Source organism: Streptomyces sp. NPDC059373 (genome assembly GCF_042751495.1).
Classification (GTDB): Bacteria; Actinomycetota; Actinomycetes; order Streptomycetales; family Streptomycetaceae; genus Actinacidiphila.
In genome coordinates, this window is the sequence record NZ_JBHYXC010000036.1 from 40435 (window position 1) to 63179 (window position 22745).

23 protein-coding genes, 1 pseudogene and 1 riboswitch are annotated in these 22745 nt (G+C 72.0%); of the genes and pseudogenes, 19 read left to right on the plus strand and 5 right to left on the minus strand.

The features are described from left to right. Positions 1 to 219 precede the first annotated feature (219 nt). Positions 220 to 350: riboswitch (FMN riboswitch) on the plus strand. A gap of 179 nt (positions 351 to 529) precedes the next feature. The 10 genes from ribD (at position 530) to ACFXJ5_RS32665 (ending at position 8921) form a co-directional block, all read left to right on the plus strand. Beyond that, the gene (ribD, locus tag ACFXJ5_RS32620; RefSeq protein ID WP_384639264.1) at positions 530 to 1603 is read left to right on the plus strand and encodes a bifunctional diaminohydroxyphosphoribosylaminopyrimidine deaminase/5-amino-6-(5-phosphoribosylamino)uracil reductase RibD; all 1074 of its coding nucleotides are present in this window, start codon (positions 530 to 532) and stop codon (positions 1601 to 1603) included. Further along, complete coding sequence (locus ACFXJ5_RS32625; RefSeq protein ID WP_384639179.1) at positions 1604 to 2233, plus strand: riboflavin synthase; 630 nt, start codon at positions 1604 to 1606, stop codon at positions 2231 to 2233. Next, the gene (locus tag ACFXJ5_RS32630) at positions 2230 to 2886 is read left to right on the plus strand and encodes a nicotinamide riboside transporter PnuC (RefSeq protein WP_384639181.1); all 657 of its coding nucleotides are present in this window, start codon (positions 2230 to 2232) and stop codon (positions 2884 to 2886) included. Before ACFXJ5_RS32625 ends, ACFXJ5_RS32630 begins: the two co-directional genes overlap by 4 nt. Beyond that, positions 2883 to 4178: a bifunctional 3,4-dihydroxy-2-butanone-4-phosphate synthase/GTP cyclohydrolase II gene (locus ACFXJ5_RS32635; RefSeq protein WP_384639184.1), complete on the plus strand. Its 1296-nt coding sequence runs from the start codon at positions 2883 to 2885 to the stop codon at positions 4176 to 4178. The genes ACFXJ5_RS32630 and ACFXJ5_RS32635 overlap by 4 nt, the downstream gene beginning before the upstream one ends. A 47-nt stretch (positions 4179 to 4225) precedes the next feature. Beyond that, complete coding sequence (ribH, locus tag ACFXJ5_RS32640) at positions 4226 to 4711, plus strand: 6,7-dimethyl-8-ribityllumazine synthase (RefSeq protein ID WP_384639187.1); 486 nt, start codon at positions 4226 to 4228, stop codon at positions 4709 to 4711. A 34-nt stretch (positions 4712 to 4745) separates the two neighbouring features. Further along, complete coding sequence (locus ACFXJ5_RS32645; RefSeq protein ID WP_127360743.1) at positions 4746 to 5018, plus strand: phosphoribosyl-ATP diphosphatase; 273 nt, start codon at positions 4746 to 4748, stop codon at positions 5016 to 5018. A 47-nt stretch (positions 5019 to 5065) separates the two neighbouring features. Continuing rightward, on the plus strand, positions 5066 to 5914 hold the full coding sequence (gene hisG / locus ACFXJ5_RS32650) for an ATP phosphoribosyltransferase (protein WP_384639190.1): 849 nt from the start codon (positions 5066 to 5068) through the stop codon (positions 5912 to 5914). Further along, a complete protein-coding gene (locus tag ACFXJ5_RS32655; protein ID WP_384639193.1) occupies positions 5902 to 6393 on the plus strand; it encodes a PH domain-containing protein in 492 nt (163 codons plus the stop codon). Before hisG ends, ACFXJ5_RS32655 begins: the two co-directional genes overlap by 13 nt. 156 nt (positions 6394 to 6549) lie before the next feature. Beyond that, the gene (locus ACFXJ5_RS32660) at positions 6550 to 7872 is read left to right on the plus strand and encodes a hemolysin family protein (protein ID WP_384639196.1); all 1323 of its coding nucleotides are present in this window, start codon (positions 6550 to 6552) and stop codon (positions 7870 to 7872) included. Then, on the plus strand, positions 7869 to 8921 hold the full coding sequence (locus ACFXJ5_RS32665; protein WP_384639198.1) for a hemolysin family protein: 1053 nt from the start codon (positions 7869 to 7871) through the stop codon (positions 8919 to 8921). Before ACFXJ5_RS32660 ends, ACFXJ5_RS32665 begins: the two co-directional genes overlap by 4 nt. A gap of 227 nt (positions 8922 to 9148) precedes the next feature. On the opposite strand, the gene ACFXJ5_RS32670 is transcribed toward ACFXJ5_RS32665, so the two are convergent. Together ACFXJ5_RS32670 and ACFXJ5_RS32675 are read right to left on the minus strand one after the other, a co-directional pair. Continuing rightward, positions 9149 to 11032, minus strand: coding sequence for an AAA family ATPase (locus tag ACFXJ5_RS32670; protein WP_384639201.1), 1884 nt, complete (start codon positions 11030 to 11032; stop codon positions 9149 to 9151). Positions 11033 to 11446: 414 nt separating this feature from the next. Continuing rightward, complete coding sequence (locus ACFXJ5_RS32675) at positions 11447 to 12025, minus strand: uridine kinase (RefSeq protein WP_384639204.1); 579 nt, start codon at positions 12023 to 12025, stop codon at positions 11447 to 11449. A 34-nt stretch (positions 12026 to 12059) separates the two neighbouring features. Between ACFXJ5_RS32675 and ACFXJ5_RS32680 the strand changes: the two genes are divergently transcribed. Beyond that, on the plus strand, positions 12060 to 13196 hold the full coding sequence (locus ACFXJ5_RS32680) for a M24 family metallopeptidase (protein WP_384639206.1): 1137 nt from the start codon (positions 12060 to 12062) through the stop codon (positions 13194 to 13196). A 29-nt stretch (positions 13197 to 13225) separates the two neighbouring features. Here the strand turns inward: ACFXJ5_RS32680 and ACFXJ5_RS32685 are convergent, their stop codons facing one another. Then, a complete protein-coding gene (locus tag ACFXJ5_RS32685; RefSeq protein ID WP_384639209.1) occupies positions 13226 to 14221 on the minus strand; it encodes a DUF3048 domain-containing protein in 996 nt (331 codons plus the stop codon). Positions 14222 to 14305: 84 nt separating this feature from the next. Here ACFXJ5_RS32685 and ACFXJ5_RS32690 point away from each other — a divergent pair, with 84 nt between their 5' ends. Both ACFXJ5_RS32690 and ACFXJ5_RS32695 read left to right on the plus strand, forming a co-directional pair. Beyond that, on the plus strand, positions 14306 to 14884 hold the full coding sequence (locus tag ACFXJ5_RS32690) for a transglutaminase family protein (RefSeq protein WP_384639212.1): 579 nt from the start codon (positions 14306 to 14308) through the stop codon (positions 14882 to 14884). Positions 14885 to 14920: 36 nt separating this feature from the next. Then, positions 14921 to 15129, plus strand: a pseudogene (locus tag ACFXJ5_RS32695) (cytoplasmic protein); the annotation flags it as partial. On the opposite strand, the gene ACFXJ5_RS32700 reads toward ACFXJ5_RS32695, so the two are convergent. Together ACFXJ5_RS32700 and ACFXJ5_RS32705 are read right to left on the minus strand one after the other, a co-directional pair. Further along, positions 15123 to 15860 carry a lysophospholipid acyltransferase family protein gene (locus tag ACFXJ5_RS32700; RefSeq protein WP_384639215.1) on the minus strand — a complete coding sequence of 246 codons (738 nt, stop codon included), beginning with the start codon at positions 15858 to 15860 and terminating at the stop codon, positions 15123 to 15125. The pseudogene ACFXJ5_RS32695 and the gene ACFXJ5_RS32700 overlap by 7 nt on opposite strands. Before the next feature lie 146 nt (positions 15861 to 16006). Beyond that, positions 16007 to 16420, minus strand: a complete 414-nt coding sequence (locus ACFXJ5_RS32705; RefSeq protein WP_384639218.1) for a DUF4395 domain-containing protein — start codon at positions 16418 to 16420, stop codon at positions 16007 to 16009. A gap of 94 nt (positions 16421 to 16514) precedes the next feature. Between ACFXJ5_RS32705 and ACFXJ5_RS32710 the strand changes: the two genes are divergently transcribed. The 6 genes from ACFXJ5_RS32710 (at position 16515) to ACFXJ5_RS32735 (ending at position 22646) form a co-directional block, all read left to right on the plus strand. Then, a complete protein-coding gene (locus tag ACFXJ5_RS32710; RefSeq protein ID WP_384639221.1) occupies positions 16515 to 16928 on the plus strand; it encodes a thioredoxin family protein in 414 nt (137 codons plus the stop codon). A gap of 208 nt (positions 16929 to 17136) precedes the next feature. Further along, on the plus strand, positions 17137 to 17643 hold the full coding sequence (locus ACFXJ5_RS32715) for a flavin reductase family protein (RefSeq protein ID WP_384639224.1): 507 nt from the start codon (positions 17137 to 17139) through the stop codon (positions 17641 to 17643). Positions 17644 to 17838: 195 nt separating this feature from the next. Beyond that, entirely contained in the window at positions 17839 to 18624 is a 786-nt protein-coding gene (locus ACFXJ5_RS32720; RefSeq protein ID WP_384639226.1) for an electron transfer flavoprotein subunit beta/FixA family protein, read from the plus strand. Between the two features lie 285 nt (positions 18625 to 18909). Next, entirely contained in the window at positions 18910 to 19872 is a 963-nt protein-coding gene (locus ACFXJ5_RS32725; protein ID WP_384639229.1) for an electron transfer flavoprotein subunit alpha/FixB family protein, read from the plus strand. A gap of 101 nt (positions 19873 to 19973) precedes the next feature. Further along, positions 19974 to 21302 (plus strand): hypothetical protein, encoded by a 1329-nt coding sequence (locus tag ACFXJ5_RS32730; RefSeq protein ID WP_384639232.1) that lies wholly within the window; start codon positions 19974 to 19976, stop codon positions 21300 to 21302. Between the two features lie 63 nt (positions 21303 to 21365). Next, positions 21366 to 22646 (plus strand): DUF6986 family protein, encoded by a 1281-nt coding sequence (locus ACFXJ5_RS32735; RefSeq protein ID WP_384639234.1) that lies wholly within the window; start codon positions 21366 to 21368, stop codon positions 22644 to 22646. The last annotated feature ends 99 nt before the right edge of the window (positions 22647 to 22745 follow it).

Genomic DNA, 22745 nt, shown 5'->3' on the forward strand with positions numbered 1-22745 from the left:
CGGGAAACGCATCCTTGTATACGGAGCCGCGAAGCGGCGTAGTACGCTTCCTCTCTACCTCGGTAGCGGTCAGGGCTTGGCCGTCATGCGGGTCATCACGGCCCAAGTGAGAAGCCCCCTCGTTCACGAGGGGGAGGAGTCACGTGAGCCAGCCCACAGGTATTCGGATGCATACGCATCGACCTGTTGTGGCAGACTGTTGTCCGTACCAGTGACGTTCAGCGCACTCCGGGGTCGGTGAAACTCCGAACCGGCGGTTACAGTCCGCGACCCGTCCGCATCCAGCGGGCGGTTGACCAGGTGAAATTCCTGGACCGACGGTTAAAGTCCGGATGGGAGGCAGTGCGCGGCGGTCCAAGCACCGGTACGCCGCCGTCGGCGGCCGCCGTACGCGCCCCGCGTATGGAGCCGTCCGCCCGACCTCGGCGTTCCCCGGTGCCCGGCGTCCGCTCATGTCTCTTCAAAGCCCCGGAGTCCGTGCCCGAAGAGGCAGGAGGACCCGGTGGCCACCGCCATGGAAGCCGACGCGATGCGCCGGGCGATCACGCTCGCCGCCCGCGGACTCGGCTCCACCAGCCCCAACCCGGTCGTCGGCTGCGTCGTCCTCGACGCCGCCGGACACACCGTCGGCGAGGGCTGGCACCAGCAGGCGGGCGGCCCGCACGCCGAGATCCACGCCCTGCGCGCGGCAGGCGAAAGGGCCCGGGGCGGCACCGCCCTCGTCACCCTCGAGCCCTGCAACCACACCGGCCGGACCGGCCCCTGCTCCCAGGCGCTGATCGAGGCCGGCATCGCCCGGGTCGTCTACGCCGTCGCCGACCCCAACCCCGCCGCCACCGGCGGCGCGGTCACCTTGTCCGCCGCCGGAGTCGAGGTCGAGGGCGGCCTGCTCACCGACGAGGCCGCCCGTGGCAACGAGGCCTGGCTGACCTCCGTACGGCTCCGCCGCCCCTTCGTGCTCTGGAAGTACGCGAGCACGCTGGACGGCCGCATCGCGGCCGCCGACGGCACCAGCCGCTGGATCAGCTCCGCCGAATCCCGCGCCGACGTCCACCGGCTGCGGGCCGAGGCCGACGCGGTCGTGGTCGGCTCCGGCACCCTGCGGGCCGACGACCCGCAGCTCGCCGTACGGGGAGTCCGCGACGACGTCACCGTCGCGTTCACCCAGCCGCTGCGCGTCGTCGTCGACACCAACGCCACCGTCAAGCCCGGCGCCCGCGTGCTGGACGACGCCGCGCCCACCCTGATCGCCGTCGCCGAGGACGCCGACACCGCGCACCTGCCCGAGGACGTCGTCGTACGGCTGCCGCGCGCCGAGGGCGGCTTGGGCGTCCCCGCGCTGCTGGCCGCGCTGTACGAGCGTGACGTGCGCTCGGTCCTGCTGGAAGGCGGCCCCACCCTGGCCGGTGCCTTCGTACGGGCCGGCGCCGTCGACAAGGTCGTCGGCTATCTCGCACCCGCTCTGCTGGGAGCCGGCCCGGCCGCGCTGCGCGACGCCGGAATCACCACCATCGCGCAGGCGTTGCGCCTCGACGTCGCCGAAGTCGAACGAATCGGCCCCGACGTCCGTATCACCGCTTACACCCGCCGTGAGGAGATCTGAGTGTTCACCGGAATCGTCGAAGAGCTGGGCGACGTGGTTGCCATCGAGGAGCTGGGCGACGCGTCACGCTTCCGTCTGCGGGGCCCGGTCGTCACGGAAGGGGCCAGGCACGGTGACTCGATCGCCGTCAACGGCGTATGCCTGACCGTCGTCGACTTCGGCGACGGCGAGTTCACCGCCGACGTCATGGCCGAGACCCTCGACCGCTCCAGCCTCGGCGCCCTCGCCGTCGGCTCGAAGGTCAACCTGGAGCGGCCCATGGCACTCGGCGGCCGCCTCGGCGGACACCTCGTCCAGGGCCATGTCGACGGCACGGGCACCATCGTCGAGCGCAAGCCGTCCGAGCACTGGGAGATCGTGAAGGTCAGCCTCCCGGCGGACCTCACCCGGTACGTGGTCGAAAAGGGCTCCATCACCGTCGACGGCATCAGTCTCACCGTCGTGGACGCGGGACCCGACTACTTCACCGTCAGCCTCATCCCGACCACCCTCGCCCTCACCACCCTCGGCGCCAAGCAGGCCGGCGACCCGGTGAACCTCGAGGTGGACGTCATCGCCAAGTACGTCGAGCGGATGCTCGGCGACGCCGACCGCACCAAGCCGAAGACCGAGACGGAGGCAGCCAGGTGAGCGCCCTCGACTGGCTCAACAGCGGGGCCTTCACGGCCTTCGGCCAGCACGTCATCTGGTCCGACATGGCGGGCAACCTGCTCGGCCTCGGCGGCCTGGCGCTGGGCTGGCGGCGTTCGGTGTGGGCCTGGCCCGTGCAGCTGTTCTCCGGTGTGGTGCTGGTCGCGGCGTACTGGTCCGCGCAGCTCAGCGGCGGCGTCGGCAAGCAGTTGCTGGTGATCGGCGTCGCGGTGTGGGGCTGGTTCCAGTGGCGGCAGGGCCGCCTGGACTCCGGTTCCGGGCGGATCGAGATCCGCTTCGCCACCTGGCGCGAGCGCGGCTGGCTGGTGGGCGGCACTGCCGTCGGCACGCTGGCCGTGGTCGGCCTGTTCACGCTCTACCCGTCGCTGTCCTGGAACCCGTGGCCCGACGCGTACATCTTCGTCGGCACGGTCGCAGCGATGGTCGCCATGGCCCGGGGCTGGGTCGAGTTCTGGTTCGCGTGGCTCGCCGTCGACCTGGTCGGCGTCCCGCTCGCGTTCACCAGCGGACTGCCCTTCTCCGGCCTCGTCTACGTCATCTACTTCGTCCTGGTGATCGCCGGCATGTACGCCTGGTGGCAGCAGACCCGCGTCCCCCAGCGGGGGCCCGCACTGGAAGGAGCGGCGGCATGACCGCACTGCAGAGCTGGTACGAGGACGAGGACGCGCCGGTCGTCCTCGACCCGGTCGAGCGCGCCATCGCCGACATCGCCGCCGGACGCCCCGTCGTGGTCGTGGACGACGAGAGCCGCGAGAACGAGGGCGACCTCATCGTCGCGGCCGAGCTGGCGACCCCCGAGATCGTCGCGTTCATGATGACCGAGTGCCGCGGCCTGATCTGCGTACCGCTGGAAGAGGGCGACATCCAGCGCCTCGACCTGCCGCAGATGGTCGACACGAACACCGAGTCCATGGGCACGGCCTTCACCGTCTCGGTCGACGCGAGTGCCGCCCACGGCGTCAGCACCGGCATCTCCGCCGCCGACCGGGCCACCACCATCCGCCTGCTCGCCTCCGGCGAGTCGCAGGCCGGTGACTTCGTCCGCCCCGGCCACGTCTTCCCGCTGCGCGCCCGCCCCGGCGGCGTACTGGTCCGCGCCGGCCACACCGAGGCCGGGGCCGACCTGGCCCGGCTCGCGGGGCTGCGCCCGGCCGCCGCCATCGTGGAGATCGCCAACGAGGACGGCACCATGGCCCGGCTCCCCGAGCTGATGGTTTTCGCCCGCAAGCACGGGCTGGCCATCATCTCGATCGAGGACCTGGTCGCCTACCGCCGCTCGTCCGAGCCGACCGTCCGCCGCGAGGCCGAGACCCGGCTGCCCACCACGTACGGCGACTTCCGCGCGTACGGCTACCGCAGCATCGTCGACGGCGTCGAGCACATCGCGCTGGTGGCGGGCGAGCAGGGTGACATCGGCGACGGCGAGGACCTGCTCGTACGCGTCCACTCCGAATGCCTGACCGGCGACATCTTCCATTCCCTGCGCTGCGACTGCGGACCGCAGTTGCAGGCGTCACTCGAAAGGGTGGCTTCTGAGGGCCGGGGCATCGTCATATACCTGCGCGGCCACGAGGGGCGCGGCATCGGGCTGCTGTCCAAGCTGCGCGCGTACGAACTCCAGGAACGCGGCCGCGACACCCTCGACGCCAACCTCGAACTCGGCCTGCCCGCCGACGCCCGCGACTACGCCGCCGGCGCACAGATCCTCACCGACCTCGGTGTGCGGTCCGTACGCCTGATGACCAACAACCCCGACAAGGTCGCCGCCCTCACCCGGCACGGCCTGAAGGTCACGAGCCGCGAGGCGATGCCGGTCCAGGCCGGCGAGCACAATCTGCGGTACCTGCGCACCAAGCGGGACCGCATGGGCCATGACCTGCCCTGGCTCGACGCCGAACCCGCCGGCGCCTGCCGCAACCAGTAGTCCCGAAAAACCAGAACGACCCGGAACGAATCAAGGAGAGAACGCACGTGAGCGGTAAGGGCGCCCCCGAGCTGACCGTGAAGAACTGCGGCGACCTGCGCGTGGCCGTGATCGCGGCGCAGTGGCACGTCCAGGTGATGGACGGACTGGTCGACGGCGCACTGCGCGCCCTGCACCAGCTGGGCATCGACGAGCCGACCCTGCTGCGCGTGCCCGGCAGCTTCGAGCTGCCGGTGGCCGCCAAGGTGCTGGCCAGCCGCGGCTACGACGCCATCGTCGCCCTCGGCGTGGTCATCCGCGGCGGCACGCCGCACTTCGAGTACGTCTGCCAGGGCGTCACCGAGGGCCTGACCAGGGTCTCCGTGGACACCGGCGTGCCGATCGGCTTCGGCGTCCTCACCTGCGACACCGAGGAGCAGGCCCTGGACCGGGCCGGACTCCCCGGCTCCAACGAGGACAAGGGGCACGAGGCGGTGACCGCCGCGGTGGCCACGGCGACCGTCCTGCGTTCAGTATCCGAACCGTGGCGCTGAGCGGAAGGGACTTCCGCGTAGGCTGATGACCACCATGGCCAAGAAGACATTCGAGGAGCTCTTCACCGAGCTCCAGCACAAGGCCGCCACCGGCGACCCCAGTACCTCCCGCACCGCCGAACTGGTCGGCAAGGGCGTCCATACGATCGGCAAGAAGGTGGTCGAGGAGGCCGCCGAGGTGTGGATGGCCGCCGAGTACGAAGGCGCCGACCGCACCGCCGAGGAGATCTCCCAGCTGCTGTACCACCTGCAGGTGATGATGGTCGCCCGGGGCATCTCGCTCGACGACGTATACGCTCACCTGTGACCAGAGCCGCATCAGCCGAAGCACCAGCCGAAAAGGAATCCGCTCCCATGCTGCGCATCGCCGTTCCCAACAAGGGCCAACTCTCGGGACCCGCGGCGGACATGCTCCATGAGGCCGGCTACCGGCAGCGCAAGGACAGCAAGGAACTGGTCCTCGTCGACCCCGAGAACGAGGTGGAGTTCTTCTACCTCCGTCCTCGGGACATCGCGATCTACGTCGGCTCCGGACGCCTCGACATCGGCATCACCGGCCGCGACCTGCTCCTCGACTCGGCCGCCAACGCCGAGGAGATCCTCCAGCTCGGTTTCGCCCGCTCCACCTTCCGGTACGCGACCGTGCCGGGCACGGTCACGGACGTCAAGGAGTTCGGCGGCCTGACCATCGCCACCTCCTACCCCGAGGTCGTCAAGCGGCACCTGCTCGAGAACGCCGTCGACGCCTCCGTCGTCCGCCTGGACGGCGCGGTGGAGACCGCGATCCAGCTCGGCGTCGCCCAGGTCATCGCGGACGTCGTCGAGACCGGCACCTCGCTGCGCAATGCGGGCCTCGAGGTGATCGGCGAGCCGATCATGCAGTCCGAGGCCCTCGTCATCCGCCGCTCCGGCGCGGACGCCGACGAGCCCAAGGTGCAGCAGTTCCTGCGCCGCCTGCACGGCGTCCTGGTCGCGCGCCGGTACGTGATGATGGACTACGACATCCGCGCCGAGCACGTCGACAAGGCCGTCGCCCTCACCCCCGGCCTGGAGTCGCCCACCGTCTCCCCGCTGCACCGGGAGGGCTGGGTCGCCGTCCGCGCCATGGTCCCCAGCCGTGAGGCCCAGCGGATCATGGACGAGCTCTTCGACCTCGGCGCCCGGGGCATCCTCACCACCGGCATCCACGCATGCCGGCTGTGACCGACCCCGCCGCCCCAGCGACGCCCGCGCTGCCCGTCACCTTCCGGCCCACCCGCACCCGTGCGGTGCTGCTGGTGGCGGGCACCGTGGCGCTCGGCATGTTCACGCTGGTCGCCGGGCTGCTGCCGGCCGACGGCGCCCGGCCCTGGGGGTTCGGCGACCGGCTGGCCTTCGCCTGCACCGGTGCGCTCATCGCCGCCGTACTGACCTGGCTCAGCCGCCCCAAGGTCGTCGCCGACCCGGCCGGCGTCACCGTGGTCAACCTGGTCACCCGGCGGCGCCTGGACTGGGCCGAGATCGTACGGGTGAATCTGCGCCCCGGCGACGCCTGGGTCCACCTCGACCTCGCCGACGGCACCAGCCTCGCCGCCATGGGCATCCAGCCCGGCATCGGCCGCGACCAGGCCCTGCGCGACGCCCGCGCCCTGCGCGCACTGGCCGAGCAGCATGGCGCCTCGGCCGGCGAACCGAGTCCGTAACACAGCAGCTCTGCCGCGCGGGCCCGGTTCTTGACTACCCTGGAACCCCCGCGACAGCGGCCCGTGACGACCCAAGGAGTGACAACCAAGTTCGATGGACGGACCGTCCGGTAGTACCTGCGCCGCCGCTTTCTTCCGACATCCCGGAGCGGTGGCATGAGCACCTCGTTGCTGCTCCTCGCGGCAGCCTTTGTCCTGATCCTCGCGAACGGCTTCTTCGTCGCCGCTGAATTCGGCCTGGTGACCGTGGAGCGCCCGGCCGCCGAGCGCGCCGCCGCCGAGGGCGACCGCCGGGCCCGCAGTGTGGTCGCGGCCCTGCGCAAGCTGTCCTTCCAGCTCTCCGGCACCCAGCTCGGCATCACCATCACCTCGCTGGTGGTGGGCATGCTCGCCGAGCCGGCCCTCCGCGACCTCCTCACCGGCCCCTTCACCGCGATCGGCATCCCCCAGGGCGCGGCCCCCACGATCGCCGTCGTCGTCGGCATGATGCTCGCCTCGGCCGTCCAGATGGTCATCGGTGAGCTCGTCCCCAAGAACTGGGCCGTCTCCCGGCCGCTGCAGGTGGCCCGTATGGTGGCCGGCCCGCAGCGGGTCTTCTCCGCGGTCTTCCGGCCCGTCATCGAATTCCTCAACACCGCCGCCAACCGGCTGGTCCGCGCCCTCGGCGTGGAACCCGCCGACGAGCTGGCCTCGGCCCGTACGCCCACCGAGCTGGTCTCACTGGCCCGGCACTCGGCCCGGGCCGGGGTCATCGAGCAGGACACGGCCGATCTGTTCGTACGCACCCTGTCGCTCGGCGACCTCACCGCCGAGAACGTGATGACGCCGCGCGTACGGGTCAGTGCCCTGGAGGACACCGCCACCGCCGCCGACGTCCTCAACCTCACCCGGGCGACCGGGCTGTCCCGCTTCCCCGTCTACCGGGAGCGGCTCGACGACACGATAGGCATGGTCAGCCTCAAGGACGCGCTGGCCGTCCCCGCGCACCTGCGGGACCGCACGCCGGCCGGGCGGATCGCCATTACCCCGCTGCTCGTCCCCGAGACGCTGCCGGTGCAGCAGCTCCTGGAGCGGCTGCGCAGCCAGCAGCCGATCGCGGTCGTCGTCGACGAGTACGGCGGCACCGCCGGGGTCGTCACTCTCGAGGACATCATCGAGGAGCTCGTCGGCGAGGTCCGCGACGAGCACGACACCGCCGACATCCCCGAGCTCGCGCCCGCCCCCGACGCCCCCGGCCGCGCCGCCGCCTGGGACGCCGACGGGGCCTGCCGGGTCGACTCGCTCGCCCGGATCGGCCTGCAGGCCCCCGAGGGCCCGTACGAGACCGTCGCCGGGCTGGTCGCCGACCTGCTCGGCCGGATCCCCGCCCCCGGCGACACGGCCCGGCTGCCGGGCTGGGAGCTACGGGTGCGGGACGTCGCGCACCACCGTGCTGAAAGGGTTCGTCTGGTCCGTGCCGGGGAGGTGGCCGAGCGATGAGCGTCCTTCAGCTGTTCTTCGCGGCGCTGCTGGTGCTGGCCAACGGCTTCTTCGTCGGCGCCGAGTTCGCGCTGGTCTCCGTACGCCGCAGCCAGATCGAACCGCTGGCCGCCAAGCACCGGCGGGCCCGCACGGTCCTGCACGGCCTGGAGAATCTGCCGCAGATGATGGCGGCGGCCCAGTTCGGCATCACCGTCTGCTCGCTGACGCTGGGTGCGGTCGCCGAGCCGACGGTGGCGCACCTGCTGGAGCCGGTCTTCCAGGCGGTGCATCTGCCGGACGAGCTGATCCACCCGGCCGGGTATGTCATCGCCCTCGCGGTCGTGGTCTTCTTCCACCTCGTGATCGGCGAGATGGTGCCGAAGAACCTCGCGATGGCCGCGCCCGAGAAGACCGCGATGTGGCTCAGCCCGGGACTGGTGGGCTTCGCCCGGGTCTTCCGGCCGGTCATCGCCGTGCTCGGCGCATGCGCCAAGCTCGTGCTGCGGCTGTTCCGGGTCGAGCCCAAGGACGAGGTCGACTCGGTCTTCACCAGCGAGGAGCTGACCCTGCTGGTCGAGGACGCCCGGCAGGCCGGACTCCTCGACGACGGCGCGCAGGAGCGGCTGGAGGACGCCCTCGAGCTGGGCAGCCGCCCGGTCACAGAGGTCCTGCTGCGGCCGGCCGAGCTGGTCACGGTGGACGCCTCCGTCACGCCGCGCCGGGTGGAGGAGCTGACGGTGAGCACGGGTTACTCCCGCTTCCCCGTCGCCGGGTCCGACGGCGCCTACCTCGGCTACCTCCACGTCAAGGACGTCCTCGACCTCGAGGACACCGACCGCCCCGTCCCGGCCCGGCTCTTCCGGCCCATGGCCACCCTCCGCGCCGAGCTCCCCCTCGACGACGCCCTCACCCAGATGCGGCGCGCCGCGTCCCATCTCGCCGCCGTCTCCGACGCGGGCGGTCGTGTCCTCGGCCTCGTCGCGCTGGAGGACGTCCTCGAAATGCTCGTCGGCGAAGTCCGCGACCCCTCCCACGTCGCGGCTGCGCCGCGGGCCCTGGCGGGGTAGCGGGGCGCGCAGTTCCCACCGGGTTGTGGGAGTACGTTCCGCAAGGCGGAACGGGCTGGCACAACCCGGCCACGGACGCGAGGCCGCCGACGCACCTCCGGACACCCACCGTCGTGGTGCGCGTCCGTCGCCGAGCGCGGCCGGGTTGGGCCAGCCCGTCCCGCCTCAGGCGGACGGCCTACCCCCAACCCGGGGGGGTGCCAGGGTTCCAGGGGCACCGCCCCTGGTCAGTCGGCCGGCTCCGGTGGGGGGAGGCCGGGGCCGCGGCCGGAGAGGACTTCGCCGTAGGCCTGCATGAGGTCGGGGAGGCGGAGGGTGGAGAGGTCGTCACGGCTCGGGGGACCGGAGTAGCCGGAGAGGCGGAGATCCCGGTAGGCGCAGCTCTTCTCGTAGAGGGTGCGCAGGAAGCGGCCGTTGCCGAGCTCGTCGATCCACCCCTGGTCGACGACGTGGCCGGAGATGGCCAGAAGTTCCTCGAGCGCCTCGTCGTCCCAGCGGTCGCCGTTGTCCGCGGCGAGGACCCCGCCGATGCTGGTGAGTTCCAGCGGCCGGTAGCTGGGGAAGTCGACGCGGGTGGTGAAGCGGGAGCTGAGTCCGGGGTTCGCGGCGAGGAGGCGGTCCATGCCCTCGGGGTAGCCGGCGAGGATGACGACGAGGCGGTCGCGGTTGTCCTCGGCGCGTTTCAGCAGCACCTGGAGGGCCTCGTCGCCGTACGCGTCGCCCTTGCTGTAGCCGGAGTTGGAGAGCGCGTACGCCTCGTCGACGAAGAGGACGCCGCCGAGCGCGGAGTCGATGAGCTCGTTGGCCTTGACGGCGGTCTGGCCCAGGAACTCACCGACCAGGTCGGACCGTTGGGCCTCGACGAGGTGGTCGCCGCCGAGCAGGCCGAGGGCGTAGAAGACCCGGCCGAGGATGCGGGCCACCGTGGTCTTGCCGGTGCCGGAGGGGCCGGAGAAGACGAAGTGCCGCTTGGGCGGCTGGACGGGCAGGCCCTGGTGGGCGCGGAGCCGGGCCATCCGCAGTTGGGCGGAGAGGGCGCGCACCTGGCGCTTGACGGGTTCGAGGCCGACCATGCGGTCGAGTTCGGCCAGCGCCTCGGCGAGCAGGACCGGGTCGGGGGCGGTCACCGGGACGTCGGGCGGTATGGGGGTGACGGGGAGGATGGCCCGGTCGCGTACGTTGTCGTCGAAGGGGCCCGAACCGGTGAGCGGGTCGTCGAGGAACTGCCCCGGCGCCGCGGTACCGGGCGGCGGCGGCACGGGATCGGGGTCGGTGAGGGCGTCGGGGACCAGCTGGCCGAGGCCCGCCGTGGTGACGGTGGCGAGGTCGGCACCCTCGTCGCCGAAGTCGTCGGTGTCGTTGATGGCGGCGAGCCGGGCGGCGGTGTCCATGAAGGACGGGTCGACCCGGTGGACCGCCCGGTACAGCGGCAGTGCGGCGGCCGTACGCCCGGTGCCCTCGTAGGCGCGGGCCAGCCAGTAGCGGAGCTCCTTGCGCTGCGGCTGCTCGCTGCGGCACCGCATCAGCGCGGCGGCCAGCAGCGGCTCGGCCTGCCCGCACAGCTCCATCCGGACCCGGGCCATGCCGCCGAAGAGGCCGGCCTCGATGCCGAGCACGGGATCGCCGAGCAGTGGCTCGGTGTGCCGGACCAACTGCTCCCAGTCCTTGACCAGGTAGGCGCGGCAGGCGTGCAGGAAGCGCACCTGCGGATCGGTGTCGATGGGCGGGCACTCCGCAAGGGCCCGGTCCAGCTCGGCGACATGCCGTCCGTCGAGCCAGTGCGAGGCGTGCGCGAGCAGCAGGTCGCGGTCGGTCTCCAGGACCGGCTGCACCCACCAGCCCAGCCAGAACCAGGAGTTCATGGAGCGGCGATGGCGGTTGCGCTGCTCCCCGAAGCGGTCCCGGTGCCGGAACATCTGCAGCAGCGCGGTGGAGGTGTCGGCGCGCAGCGCGTGCAGGCCGAGCCAGGCGTCGGCCATGCCCGGGTCGTGCCGGACCGCGGTGCGGAACTCCTCCTCGGCGTGCGGATAGGCGCCGACGGTGTAGGCGTCGACCGCGCGCGACCAGGCGAGGTCGGCGGGGGAACCCGAGCGTTCCGTACCGAAGTCCATCAGGCCCCCACCAACCGTTCCCCCATGGCCGTCGCCGTCGGCCTGCCCCAACCAGCCCACCGAGAGCGGGAGTTGGCGCCTGGCGTGCCATACACATATACCTGCGACCGCGCCCCGTTCGCATGGTACCCGGGTGACCGGCCGCGCCGAAGAGTGGTGGCTTCGGTGACAGTGTGTTAGGAAAACGGCCCGCAAGAAGCCCATTTGTCCATCGCGGGGCAGAACGAAGCCCCCGGTCACGGGGGAACAACCGGGGGCTTCGCGTCAGGGCGGCGGTCGCTTCCGACCGCGCATTCAGAACGTAAGTCCTGTACGGCCCCTGGGTCAAGCCACCTTGAAGCACTGTCCTGGAGCCTCTCTGGGGCCACAGCGGACCGGCTGCGGACGGTCACGTTCAGTGACGCCTAAGACGTTTCAAGGCTGTCCCATCGGCATCGTGTGCACCTCGTATCCGTACGGTCGCTGCTGCACCAGCAGATCCGCGAAAGGTCGTGACGGGTCCCCGGCGAAGTGCGCTTCCTGCGCCCGCATCCAGCCGTTCCAGAAGCCGGCGAGGTCCGGGCCGTCGCGCAGTTCCCCGCGCGACCGGGCCGTGTCGCGGGGCACGTCGAGCCAGAGCAACCGGGCCAGCCAGGGGCGCAGCGCACGGCGGCCCGCGCCGACGCCCTCCAGCAGCACGACCGGCGCCGGGGGGATGTCGGCGAAGCCGTCGAAGCGGCGGGCGGTCCAGTCGTAGACGCGGTGCCGGGCCGTGGCGCCCTTCCGGAGCGGTTCCAGGACCTCGTCCCGGAGGCGGGCGGTCCAGCCGAACAGCTCGTCGTGCGTGGCGAGATCGTCGAGATGCACGACGGGTGCGCCGCCCAGCGCCCGCGACAGCACGGCCGCGAACGTCGTCTTGCCGGCCCCCGCGTGGCCGTCGACCGCGACCAGCCGCACCGGGCCGCACGACGGCGGCAGCGCGCGCAACCGCTGCGCCAGCTCCTCCAGATCCATCGCGGCCCAGCGTACGACGCGTACGGTGAGGCCTATGACCGACTCCGCCCCCGCCCCCGCCGCCCCGCTCTACCCCGCCGAGCGGCTCGAACTCGCCCGCAAGGCCGCCGCAGGCGCGGGCCTGGACGCCCTCCTCGTCGCCCCCGGCGCCGATCTGCGCTACCTCACCGGCTACCGCGCCCACCTCACCGAGCGCCTCGTGTGCCTGGCCGTCCCGGTGCTGGGCGAGCCGTTCCTCGTGGTGCCCGAGCTGGAGAAGCCCGGGGCGGAGGCTTCGCCGCTGGGCGGGCTCGGCATCGACATCATCGGCTGGGGCGAGACCGACGACCCGTACGCGCTCGTCGCCGGCCGGCTTCCCGGCGGCGTGGAGCGGGTCGCCGTCGACAACCACATGTGGGCCGAGAAGGTCCTCGCCTTCCGCGCCGCCCTGCCCCGGGCCGAGCAGAGCCTGGCCGGCCAGGTGCTGATGGAGCTGCGCATGCGCAAGACCCCAGCCGAGATCGAGGCCCTGCGCCGGGCCGGCGCCGCCATCGACCGCGTCCACCGCCGCATCGGAGAGTGGGTCCGGGCCGGCCGCACCGAACGCGAGGCCGCCCGCGACATCGCCGACGCCATCATCCAGGCCGGCCACGCGACCGTGGACTTCGTCATCGTCGGCTCCGGCCCCAACGGCGCCAGCCCGCACCACGAGGTCTCCGACCGGGTCATCCGCTCCGGCGACCCGGTCGTCGTCGACATCGGCGGCACGACGGACGACGGCTACTGTTCGGACTCCACGCGTACGTACGCCGTCGGCGAGCCGCCCGCCGAGTTCCGCGAGCTGTACGAGGTGCTGCGACGCGCCCAGAGCGCCCAGATCGAGGCCGTCCGCCCCGGCATCACCGCCGAGCAACTGGACGCCGTCGGGCGCGACATCATCACCGCCGCCGGATACGGCCAGCACTTCATCCACCGCACCGGGCACGGCATCGGCCTGGAGACCCACGAGGAGCCCTACATCGTCTCCGGCAGCGCCCGCCCCCTGGAGCCCGGTATGGCCTTCTCCGTCGAGCCCGGCATCTACCTGCCCGGCCGCTTCGGCGCCCGCATCGAGGACATCGCGGTCTGCACGGCGGAAGGCGGCGAGCGGCTCAACCTGACGGCGCGGGATCTGGTCGTCCTGCCGGGCTAGCGTCGTGCCGGGCCGGCGTCCTGCCGGGGCTAGCCGGACTTCGGCGCGAGGACGACCCACACCTGGCCCTTCGCGAAGTTCAGCGGCCGGCCGCCGGTCGTGGTGAAGGCCGTCCCACCGGTGGCCGAGGGCCGCGACCATCTGCCGTCGTACGCGCGGCCGTCGCGGAGCACGACCGCACGGCCGGAGCCCACGGTCTCGCTGTACGGCGACGAGTTGCCCCAGCGGTCGTGGTAGCCGGAGGCCCGTACGTTCACGTACTGGATGACGACCGTCGGCGGCCCGAGCTGACCGCCCTCCGTGGCGGTCTCGGGGCGGCCGTCGAAGGACGCCAGCCAGCGCGACTGCTGGGCGGACCAGTGGAAGGCGACGCGGGCCGAGGGGAAGCGCACCGTCCTGTCCGTGGTGGGGGTGCCGGAGGCCGGGGCGGGGCCGAAGCGGAAGCCGATGTCGTGGGAGGCGGAGGCTGACGGGGCGGCGGCCAGGAGCTCGGCGGGGGCGGCGTAGAGGTTGTGCGGTGCCTGGCGGGCGGAGTCGCGGGTGTAGGCCTGCGGGGCGTGGGCGGGGGAGACGTCGTCGACGGCGGCACGGGCTATGACGGGGAGCAGCTTGCCCTGGGCGCCGGAGTAGGCGAGCGCCGGGCGGCCGAACTGGCGCAGGAGCTCGAGGTCGGACTCGCGGGCACTGCGCACCGGGCCGACCCGGGGCGGGAGGTGGGACGAGAAGACGGCGAGGATGCGGCTGAGGCCGGACTCGACCTCCTCGACGTACACCAGGTCGGCCTTGGTCAGGCCGGTGTGCGGCCGCGCGGCCGCCACATTGTCGATCTTCACCGCCAGCACCGGTGCGGGCGCCCGCTGCGGCAGCCCCGTGAAGGGCGAAGTCGCTGCCGACGGGGACGTGGTGCCCGAGGGGAGCGGGCTCGCGCCCCGGTCGCGGCCGCGATGAGTGACCACGAGGGCCGCCGCGATCACCACGACGGCCAGGATCGCCGCCCACCTGCTCCAGTGCCTGCCTCTGGCCATGCCAACCGTCCCAGTTGTGCATAGATATGCGAGACCCAGAAAAAGAATTGCACGCTGGCTTTACGTCTTCCTAGTATCCGTCACATGGAGCCGAAACCCGAGACCTCCGACCTGACCGCATATCTGGCGGCCGACAGCGTCATCGACCACCACCACCCACTGGTCCGCGAGACCGCAGCCACGCTGCGCGCCGGGGCACCCGAGCTGCATGACTATGCCAAGGCCGCCTTCGAGTTCGTACGCGACACCATCCCGCACTCCGACGACTCCGGAGACCTGCGGGTCACCTGGCGCGCCTCGGACGTCCTGGCCGCCCGCACCGGCATCTGCTACGCCAAGTCCCACGCCCTGGCGGCCCTGCTGCGAGCCGAAGGCATCCCGACGGGCCTGTGCTACCAGTTCCTCGGGGTGGTCCACGGCCTTGTGGCGGTCAGGCTCCCCGGGCACGACCGCTGGGCCCGGCAGGATCCGCGCGGCAACAAGCCCGGCGTGGACGCGCAGTTCTCGCTCGGCGAGGAGCGGCTGGCCTGGGTGCCGGATCCGGCCGAGGGCGAGTTCGACTTCCCGACCCTGTACGCGGCCACCCCGCCGCCCGTGCTGGAATGCCTCCAGCAGGCCACCGACCGGCCGCACTTGTGGCGGACGCTGCCCACCAAGCTCTGAACCCGGCTCCGAATCGCGAAGGCCCACGATGGGTAGGACGCGGCCGGGGTCACCTGCCGCCGCTGGAACTGGCGGCAGGGCGTACGCACCCGGCTCAACGAGGAGTCGGCCAACGCCCTGTTCCTGCCGGAGCGGCTCGGCCCCATGCCGCTCGACACACCGCGCGCGGCCGCCGACAACTCGCCGGCGGCCTGCGCGTGGTCAGCCCGGGGGCCGAGGTGACGGTGTACGAACCGGCTCAGTGAGCCGCTTCGCGGTCCCGGGCCGCCGCTTCCTCCGGGGTGGGCGCGGTGCCGCCGAGGTGGGTGGGCAGCCACCAGGTGTCGTCGGGGCCGCTCGGGCGGCCGCTGTAGGCGCGCTGCGCGTCCTCCAGCAACTCCTGGACGCGCAGCCGCAGGCGGCGGGTGAGCGCGCCCGGCTTCTCGTTCTCCAGCGGGTTCATCTGCTCGCCGACCCGGATGGTGATGGGGGTGCGGCTGCGGCCCAGGTTGCGGGGGTGGCCCTTGGTCCACAGCCGCTGGGTGCCCCACAGGGCCATGGGCAGCAGCGGCACCCCGGCGTCCATGGCGAGCCGGGCGGCGCCGGACTTGAAGGACTTGAGCGTGAACGACTGGGAGATCGTGGCCTCGGGGAAGACACCGATGATCTCACCGGAGCGCAACGCGTCCAACGCGTGCGCGTAGGCGTGCATGCCCTCGGAGCGGTCCACCGGAATGTGCTTCATGCCGCGCATCAGCGGGCCCGAGATCCTGTGCCGGAAGACCGACTCCTTAGCCATGAAGCGCACCAGCCGCTTGGCGGGCAGTACGGTCAGACCGGCGAAGATGAAGTCCAGATAACCGATGTGGTTGCTCACCAGCAGCGCGCCGCCCTTGCGGGGGACGTTCTCCGTGCCGCCGATGTCGAACCGCAGTCCCTGCACCTTGAACATGGTGCGGGCAAGTCCGATGACAGGTGGGTAGACCAGTTCGGCCATGTCGGGGTCCCTGCTCTCTCTTGGGGATGGTGCCCCGGCGGAAGTTACGCGGCCGTAGGTTTCAGGTCGCGGGGTGATCGTGCCCCGTAAACGACTGCCCTGTCACCTGGCGTGCCCGACATTGACCGAGATTCTCATCACTTCCCTCAACTCGACGGCGTGACGCGGCGCAGCAGCAGATACATCTCGCACCCCAGGCAGTAGCCGAACGCCGCGTTCAGGAAGGCGGCCGCCAACGCGGCTCCGGTCGCCGCCATGCCCAGCCACTGCGGCCCCGCGAAGTAGCCGATCAGGCCGAGCAGGGCGAAGACCAGACCCACGGCCTGGGCGAAGCGCGGCGGCGCCGGGTCCTCGGTCTCGGTCGGCGGCCCGAGACGGGGACGTACGACCGTGCGGTAGAGCAGACCGTACGGTGACTTCTGGACCCCGGCGGAGGCGCCGACGGCGAAGACCAGCGCCTGCACGGCCAGCAGCCAGCCGCTGCCGGTGATCAGGACGACGGCCAGGACGACTGCGGTCAGGGTCGCGGCGAAACGCGGGCCCCGGGCATCGATGTTCATACCGGCAATGATTGCGGATCCCTGGGTAGGAAGGACCCGCGGGAATCATTGCGGTCGGATGAACGCTGCACCGGGGCGGGAGGAAAGAGACGAGATGACTGGACTGGTGGTGTGCGTCGTGGTGCTCGCGGCGTCGGGGCTCTACGGCCTGCTGCACCAGCGGCGGCAGGGGAGGATCCGGGTGCGGGCCAAGGACAGCGCCGAGCGGCTCACGGCAGCCGATATCGGCGGGCCGTTGGGGGAGCGGGCGACGCTCGTGCAGTTCTCCAGCGCCTTCTGCTCGCCGTGCCGGGCGACCCGGCGGACCCTCGACGAGGTCGCCGGAATGGTCGACGGCGTACGGCATGTGGAGATCGACGCCGAGGCGCACCTGGACCTCGTGCGACGGCTCGCGATCCTCAAGACCCCGACCGTGCTGGTCCTCGACGGCGACGGCGCGGTTGTGCGGCGTGCCGCCGGACAGCCGCGGAAGGCGGATGTCATCGCGGCACTGGGAGCCGCTGTATGAGCCGTATGACCGTGATCCCACATTCCGGGCCGGTCTTGACGGAGTACGGACTGGATCGTCAGTCTGACGTTATGTCGCGAGACCCCCTTCTGTACGCACGAGCGGATGTCGACCTCGGTCGGCACGCCAGCGCGCGCTGTCCGGGCCAGTGAGCGCCCCAGACGACAGCACGCCGCCTCCGGCACCGCCGCTCCAGAAGGACAATTCCATGACTGCCTCGACCGACATCGGCACGACCACCCTCTTCGACTCGGCCACCTTCCGGTCCGTCTTCCGCCGCCACGCCGCCGGCGTCGCCGTCATCACCGCACCCGGCGCCCAGCCGGTCGGCTTCACCGCGACCTCTCTCACGTCCGTTTCGGCGGAACCACCGCTGCTGTCCTTCGGGATCAGCACCGGGGCGTCCGCCTGGCCCACCGTCTCCGAGGCGCCGTTCGTCGGCATCCACATACTCGGCGAGCACCAGCAGGACGTGGCCGCGACCTTCGCCCGCAGCGGCGCCGACCGCTTCGGGCCGCAGACGGCGTGGCGTACCGGCGCACATGGCGTGCCGCTGCTCGACGATGTCTCCGCCTGGCTGGTCGCGCGCGTCGTCGCCCGCATACCCGCCGGCGACCACCGCATCGTCGTGGCCCAGGCGATCGCCGGCGACCCCGAGGGTCCCGGACGTCCCCTTCTTTACCACCAGGGTGGTTTCAACGCGCTGCGTCACTGAAGCGTCGCCGCTGCCCGGCGTCGGGTACGTCACAGTTCGCCGCGCTTGCATACGGGGAAACAACTGGGTGTACTGGCGAGTAATATATCCGTCGGGGCCCGCCACAGCGTCCCCACCGGGAGCCGCAGCCGTAGGCGCCTATGCTGCCTTTCAGAGGGCAGTCGCCGACGAAGCCGATGCAGTAGGAGTGCAGGCGTGAGCTTGAGGATCGTAGTCGCAGTGAAGTACGTGCCCGATGCCACGGGCGACCGCCACTTCGCCGAGGACCTGACCACCGACCGGGACGCGGTCGACGGCCTGCTGTCCGAGCTCGACGAGTACGCGGTCGAGCAGGCCCTGCAGATCGCCGACGCCGCGGACGACGCCGAGATCACCGTGCTGACGGTGGGTCCGGAGGACGCCAAGGACGCGCTGCGCAAGGCGCTGTCCATGGGCGCGGACAAGGCCATCCACGTCGAGGACGACGGCCTGCACGGCACCGACATCATCGGCACCTCGCTGGTGCTGGCCAAGGCGATCGAGCACGCCGGATACGACCTGGTCGTCACCGGTATGGCCTCGACCGACGGCACCGCCGGTGTCGTGCCGGCGCTGCTGGCCGAGCGCCTGGGCATCCCGCAGGTGACCCTGCTGTCCGAGGTCAAGGTCGAGGACGGCAAGGTGACCGGCCGCCGCGACGGCGACGCGGCGAGCGAGACCCTGGAGGCGTCGCTGCCGGCGCTGGTCTCGGTCACCGACCAGTCGGGCGAGGCCCGTTACCCGTCGTTCAAGGGCATCATGGCGGCCAAGAAGAAGCCGGTCGAGGCCCTGGACCTGTCCGACCTGGGCATCGACGAGGCCGAGGTCGGTCTCGAGGGCGCCTGGACCAAGGTCGAGGACGCGACGGCCCGCCCGCCGCGCACCGCCGGCACGATCGTCAAGGACGAGGGCGAGGGCGGCAAGCAGCTCGCGGAGTTCCTGGCTTCGCAGAAGTTCATCTAGTGCCCCTCCCGGCAAGCTTTGCCCTGTCGCACCGCCCAGCACGCACGCTCGCGGCGTTGGCCAAAAGCCCTGGTAGCTCTCCCCCCAGCCTTCGGCCGGGAGGTACCCCCACCCCCAAGCTCTCGGCTTCGCTCGAGCAGGGGGGACCCCCATCAAAGACTTCCGGCCGCCTTGCGATCGCACGCACCGGACGACGCTCCTTGACGGGCAAACATCGCCGGTCACGGCACTGGCCCTCGGCTGTGCCCGCCGCCCCCTCACACTTTCCGCAGGAGATCGATTCACATGGGTGAAGTCCTCGTCTACGTCGACCACGTGGACGGTGCCGTCCGCAAGCCGACCCTTGAACTGCTGACCCTGGCCCGCCGCCTGGGCGAGCCCGTCGCCGTCCACCTCGGCCCGGGCGCCGACACCGCCGCGCCGGTGCTGGCCGAGCACGGCGCGACCCGGGTCCTGACCGCCGACGCGAGCGAGTTCGCCGACTACCTGGTCGTGCCGAAGGTCGACGCGCTCGAAGCCGCCGCCAAGGCCGTCTCGCCGGTCGCGGTGCTCGTACCGTCCTCCGGTGAGGGCAAGGAGATCGCGGCCCGCCTGGCGCTGCGGCTCGGCGCCGGCATCATCACCGACGCCGTGGACGTCGAGGCGTCCGACGCGGGCCCGGTGGCCACGCAGTCGGCGTTCGCGGCCGGGTTCACCACCAAGTCCCGGGTCAGCAAGGGCGTTCCGGTCATCACGGTCAAGCCCAACTCCGCCCCGGTGGAGTCCGCTCCGGCCGCCGGTGCGGTCGAGCAGCTGGCGGTCGAGTTCGGCGCGCTGGCCACCGGTACGAAGGTCACCGCCCGCACCCCGCGCGAGTCGACCGGGCGTCCGGAGCTGACCGAGGCCGCGATCGTGGTCTCCGGCGGCCGTGGCGTCAACGGCTCCGAGAACTTCCACATCATCGAGGAGCTGGCCGACTCCCTCGGCGCGGCCGTCGGCGCCTCCCGCGCCGCCGTGGACGCCGGCTGGTACCCGCACACCAACCAGGTCGGCCAGACCGGCAAGTCGGTCTCCCCGCAGCTCTACATCGCCAACGGAATCTCCGGCGCCATCCAGCACCGGGCCGGGATGCAGACCTCCAAGACCATCGTGGCGGTCAACAAGGACGCCGAGGCCCCGATCTTCGACCTGGTCGACTACGGCGTCGTCGGCGACCTCTTCCAGGTCGTCCCCCAGCTCACCGAGGAGATCAAGGCCCGCAAGGGCTGATCCGGCTCCCCGTACGACGTAGGACGTACGACCTGCGAAAGGCCTCTGCCCGCAAGGGCGGGGGCCTTTGCGCGCACAGGATCACATGTGAGGATTCGCGGGTGACGAACGAGCCTGCGGGAAGCCGCGGGCGGCTGCCGCTGTACACCTGGTTGCCGCGCGCCGCCGAGGTCTGGTCGGACCCCGGCACCGGAAGTTCCACCACGGCGCCGCGCTTTGTCCTGGCGATGATCCTGATCGGCGGACAGGTCCTCCTCACCGCCGCCACCCCGGTCTGGGGCGCCGCCGCCTCCCTCACCTCCGGCGTACTCGCTCTCGCCGCCTGGCCGTTGCGGCGCCGCAGTGCGCGGCCGAGCGATGACGGCGCGTGGGTGGAGCGCGCCAAGTCCGCCGTACGCCTCATACGCCCCGTCAGGGACCCGGACGGCCCGGTCGTGGCGACCGAGGTCGGCGCGGAGGGCGGAACCGTACTCGACCCGGTGCGCTCCGCGGCCGCGCTGCGGGCAGCGGCGAATCTGCTGATGGCGGCCGGATCCGACCCGAAGGTGCTGCAACTCGTGGGCGCCGACGAACCGGAGGACGAGGAGGACGGGGAGCCGGACGAGGAACAGGGCGAAACCTGGGCCGGGGACTGCCTGCTGCTGCACGACGACAACGCGGCCTTCGTCCTCGAACTCGAAGCCTTCGACGACCCGGACGACCCCCACGACGAGGACGAACGCGAGCGCCAGCGGGCCCTTCTCGACCGGATCGCCGGGACCATCGGCGTGACCGCGCCCGCGCTCCCCGGGCGGCCCGGCGCGATCCCGGACGAACTGCGGATCACCACCGACGACCTGCGCGCCTTCGCCGACGCAGGGCTCGCGACGGCGCAGCGCCTGGAGCAGCAGTTCGCCACGACGGCCGTGGACGGGCCCTCCGACATCGCCCTGGACCTGGGCAGGACCCGCGCCTGGCCGTCCCGCGTCGACGCGATGTCCGTCACCGCGCTGGCCGGCGCCGATCCGGCCCGCATCGCCGCGCTCCTGCGCGAGGACCTGGCTGCCCAGGCCGCTTTGGACCGCGCCCGCGAGCAGCGCGACGAGGACGCCGTCCCGCCGCTCACCAACGAGTGGGAGCGGCGCTGGCACCTCTACCTGGAGCGCTACGCCGCCCGCCCGGCCGCCGCCCAGGATCCGGACGACCTGCCCGCGGAGCAGCCGCGCGCCCTCAGCCTCACAGGTCGGGCCGCGCTGCTTCTGGCCGTCACCGCCGACGGCCCGCTCCGGACCCGGGCGGCCGGTTCGTTCGGGGTGGGAGTCGCGTCCGTCAGTCGCCGTATCCCCTGGCCACGGCATCGTAGGCTGGCTGTGGCAGGGGACCGGGTGCTGCTCGCGATCACGGTCTATGTCGTGCCGTTCAGCCACCTGTGGGTGGGGACGGTCCGTTGACGGCCGCCCGACGCGGGCGCTAGCTTCGCTTCAACGTTTTGTTGAAGATCTGGAGGATGGCACATGGCGCAGGGTGACGCGGTCGGCACATCGCTGGGCGACGCGATCCGGGTCGACATCGGCGCCTCGCTCGCCGGCGTCGACGCGGAACTCGCCCACCGCTACCCCGGGGACCCCGGCACCCGCCAGCCCGTGCACACCGTCTACGTACCCGCCGACGCCTTCGCCGCCGACACCGTACGTAGCTGGGGCGACCAGGCGCTGGCCGCGCTCGACGAGCACGCCCCGGACGCGGAGACCCTGGCCCGGGTCCTCGGCCTCACCGAGGAACTCGCCGGGCCGGTCCACGACCGCGTACGCGCCAAGCTGGAGCGCGAGCCGATCGAAGACCTCCGCATCGACTTCGAGGACGGCTACGGACCGCGCCCCGACGCCGAGGAGGACACCGCGGCCCTCGCGGCCGCCCGGATCGTCTCCGCCGCGGTCGCAGCGGGGAGCGCGCCCCCGTTCGTCGGCATCCGCATGAAGTGCATGGAGGCGGCCGTCCGCGACCGGGGCATCCGCACGCTGGACGTCTTCCTGACCGGACTCCTCGACGCGGGGGGCCTGCCCGACGGGCTGGTCCTGACCCTTCCCAAGGTGACCTTCCCGCAGCAGGTCAGGGCGATGGTCCGGCTCTGCGAGGAGTTCGAGAAGGCGGGCGGGCTCGCCGACGGCCGGATCGGTTTCGAAATCCAGATCGAGACCACCCAGTCCATCCTCGGCCCCGACGGCACCGCCACCGTCGCCCGCCTCATCGACGCCGCCGACGGCCGCGTCACCGGGCTGCACTACGGCACCTTCGACTACAGCGCGTCCTGCGGCGTGAGCCCTGCCTACCAGTCCATGGACCACCCCGTCGCCGACCACGCCAAGGCCGTCATGCAGGTCGCCGCCGCCGGCACCGGCGTCCGTCTCTCGGACGGCGCCACCAACGTCCTCCCCGTCGGGCCCACTTCTCAGGTCCACGACGCCTGGCGGCTCCACTACGGACTCGTCCGGCGCTCACTCGCCCGCGCGTACTACCAGGGCTGGGACATGCACCCCGCGCACCTCCCCACCCGCTACGCCGCCGTCTACGCCTTCTACCGGGACGGCTTCGCCGTCGCCGCCGCCCGCCTGGCCGCCTACGTTGCCAAGGCCGGCGGCGACGTCATGGACGAGCCGGCCACCGCCAAGGCCCTCAGCGGCTACCTGCTCCGCGGCCTCGACTCCGGCGCCCTCGACCCCGCCGAAGTCACCGCCGCCACCGGCCTCGCCCGCCCCGAACTGGACTCCCTGGCGGGACGGCCGGCGGCCGGCTGACCACTGCCGTGCCGCCTGCGGAGGCACCGACCCACCACGAAACGGAACGCGCGCCGGTCTAGGGAGACCTACAGCCAGTGGACGAACGTCTGGTGGGCC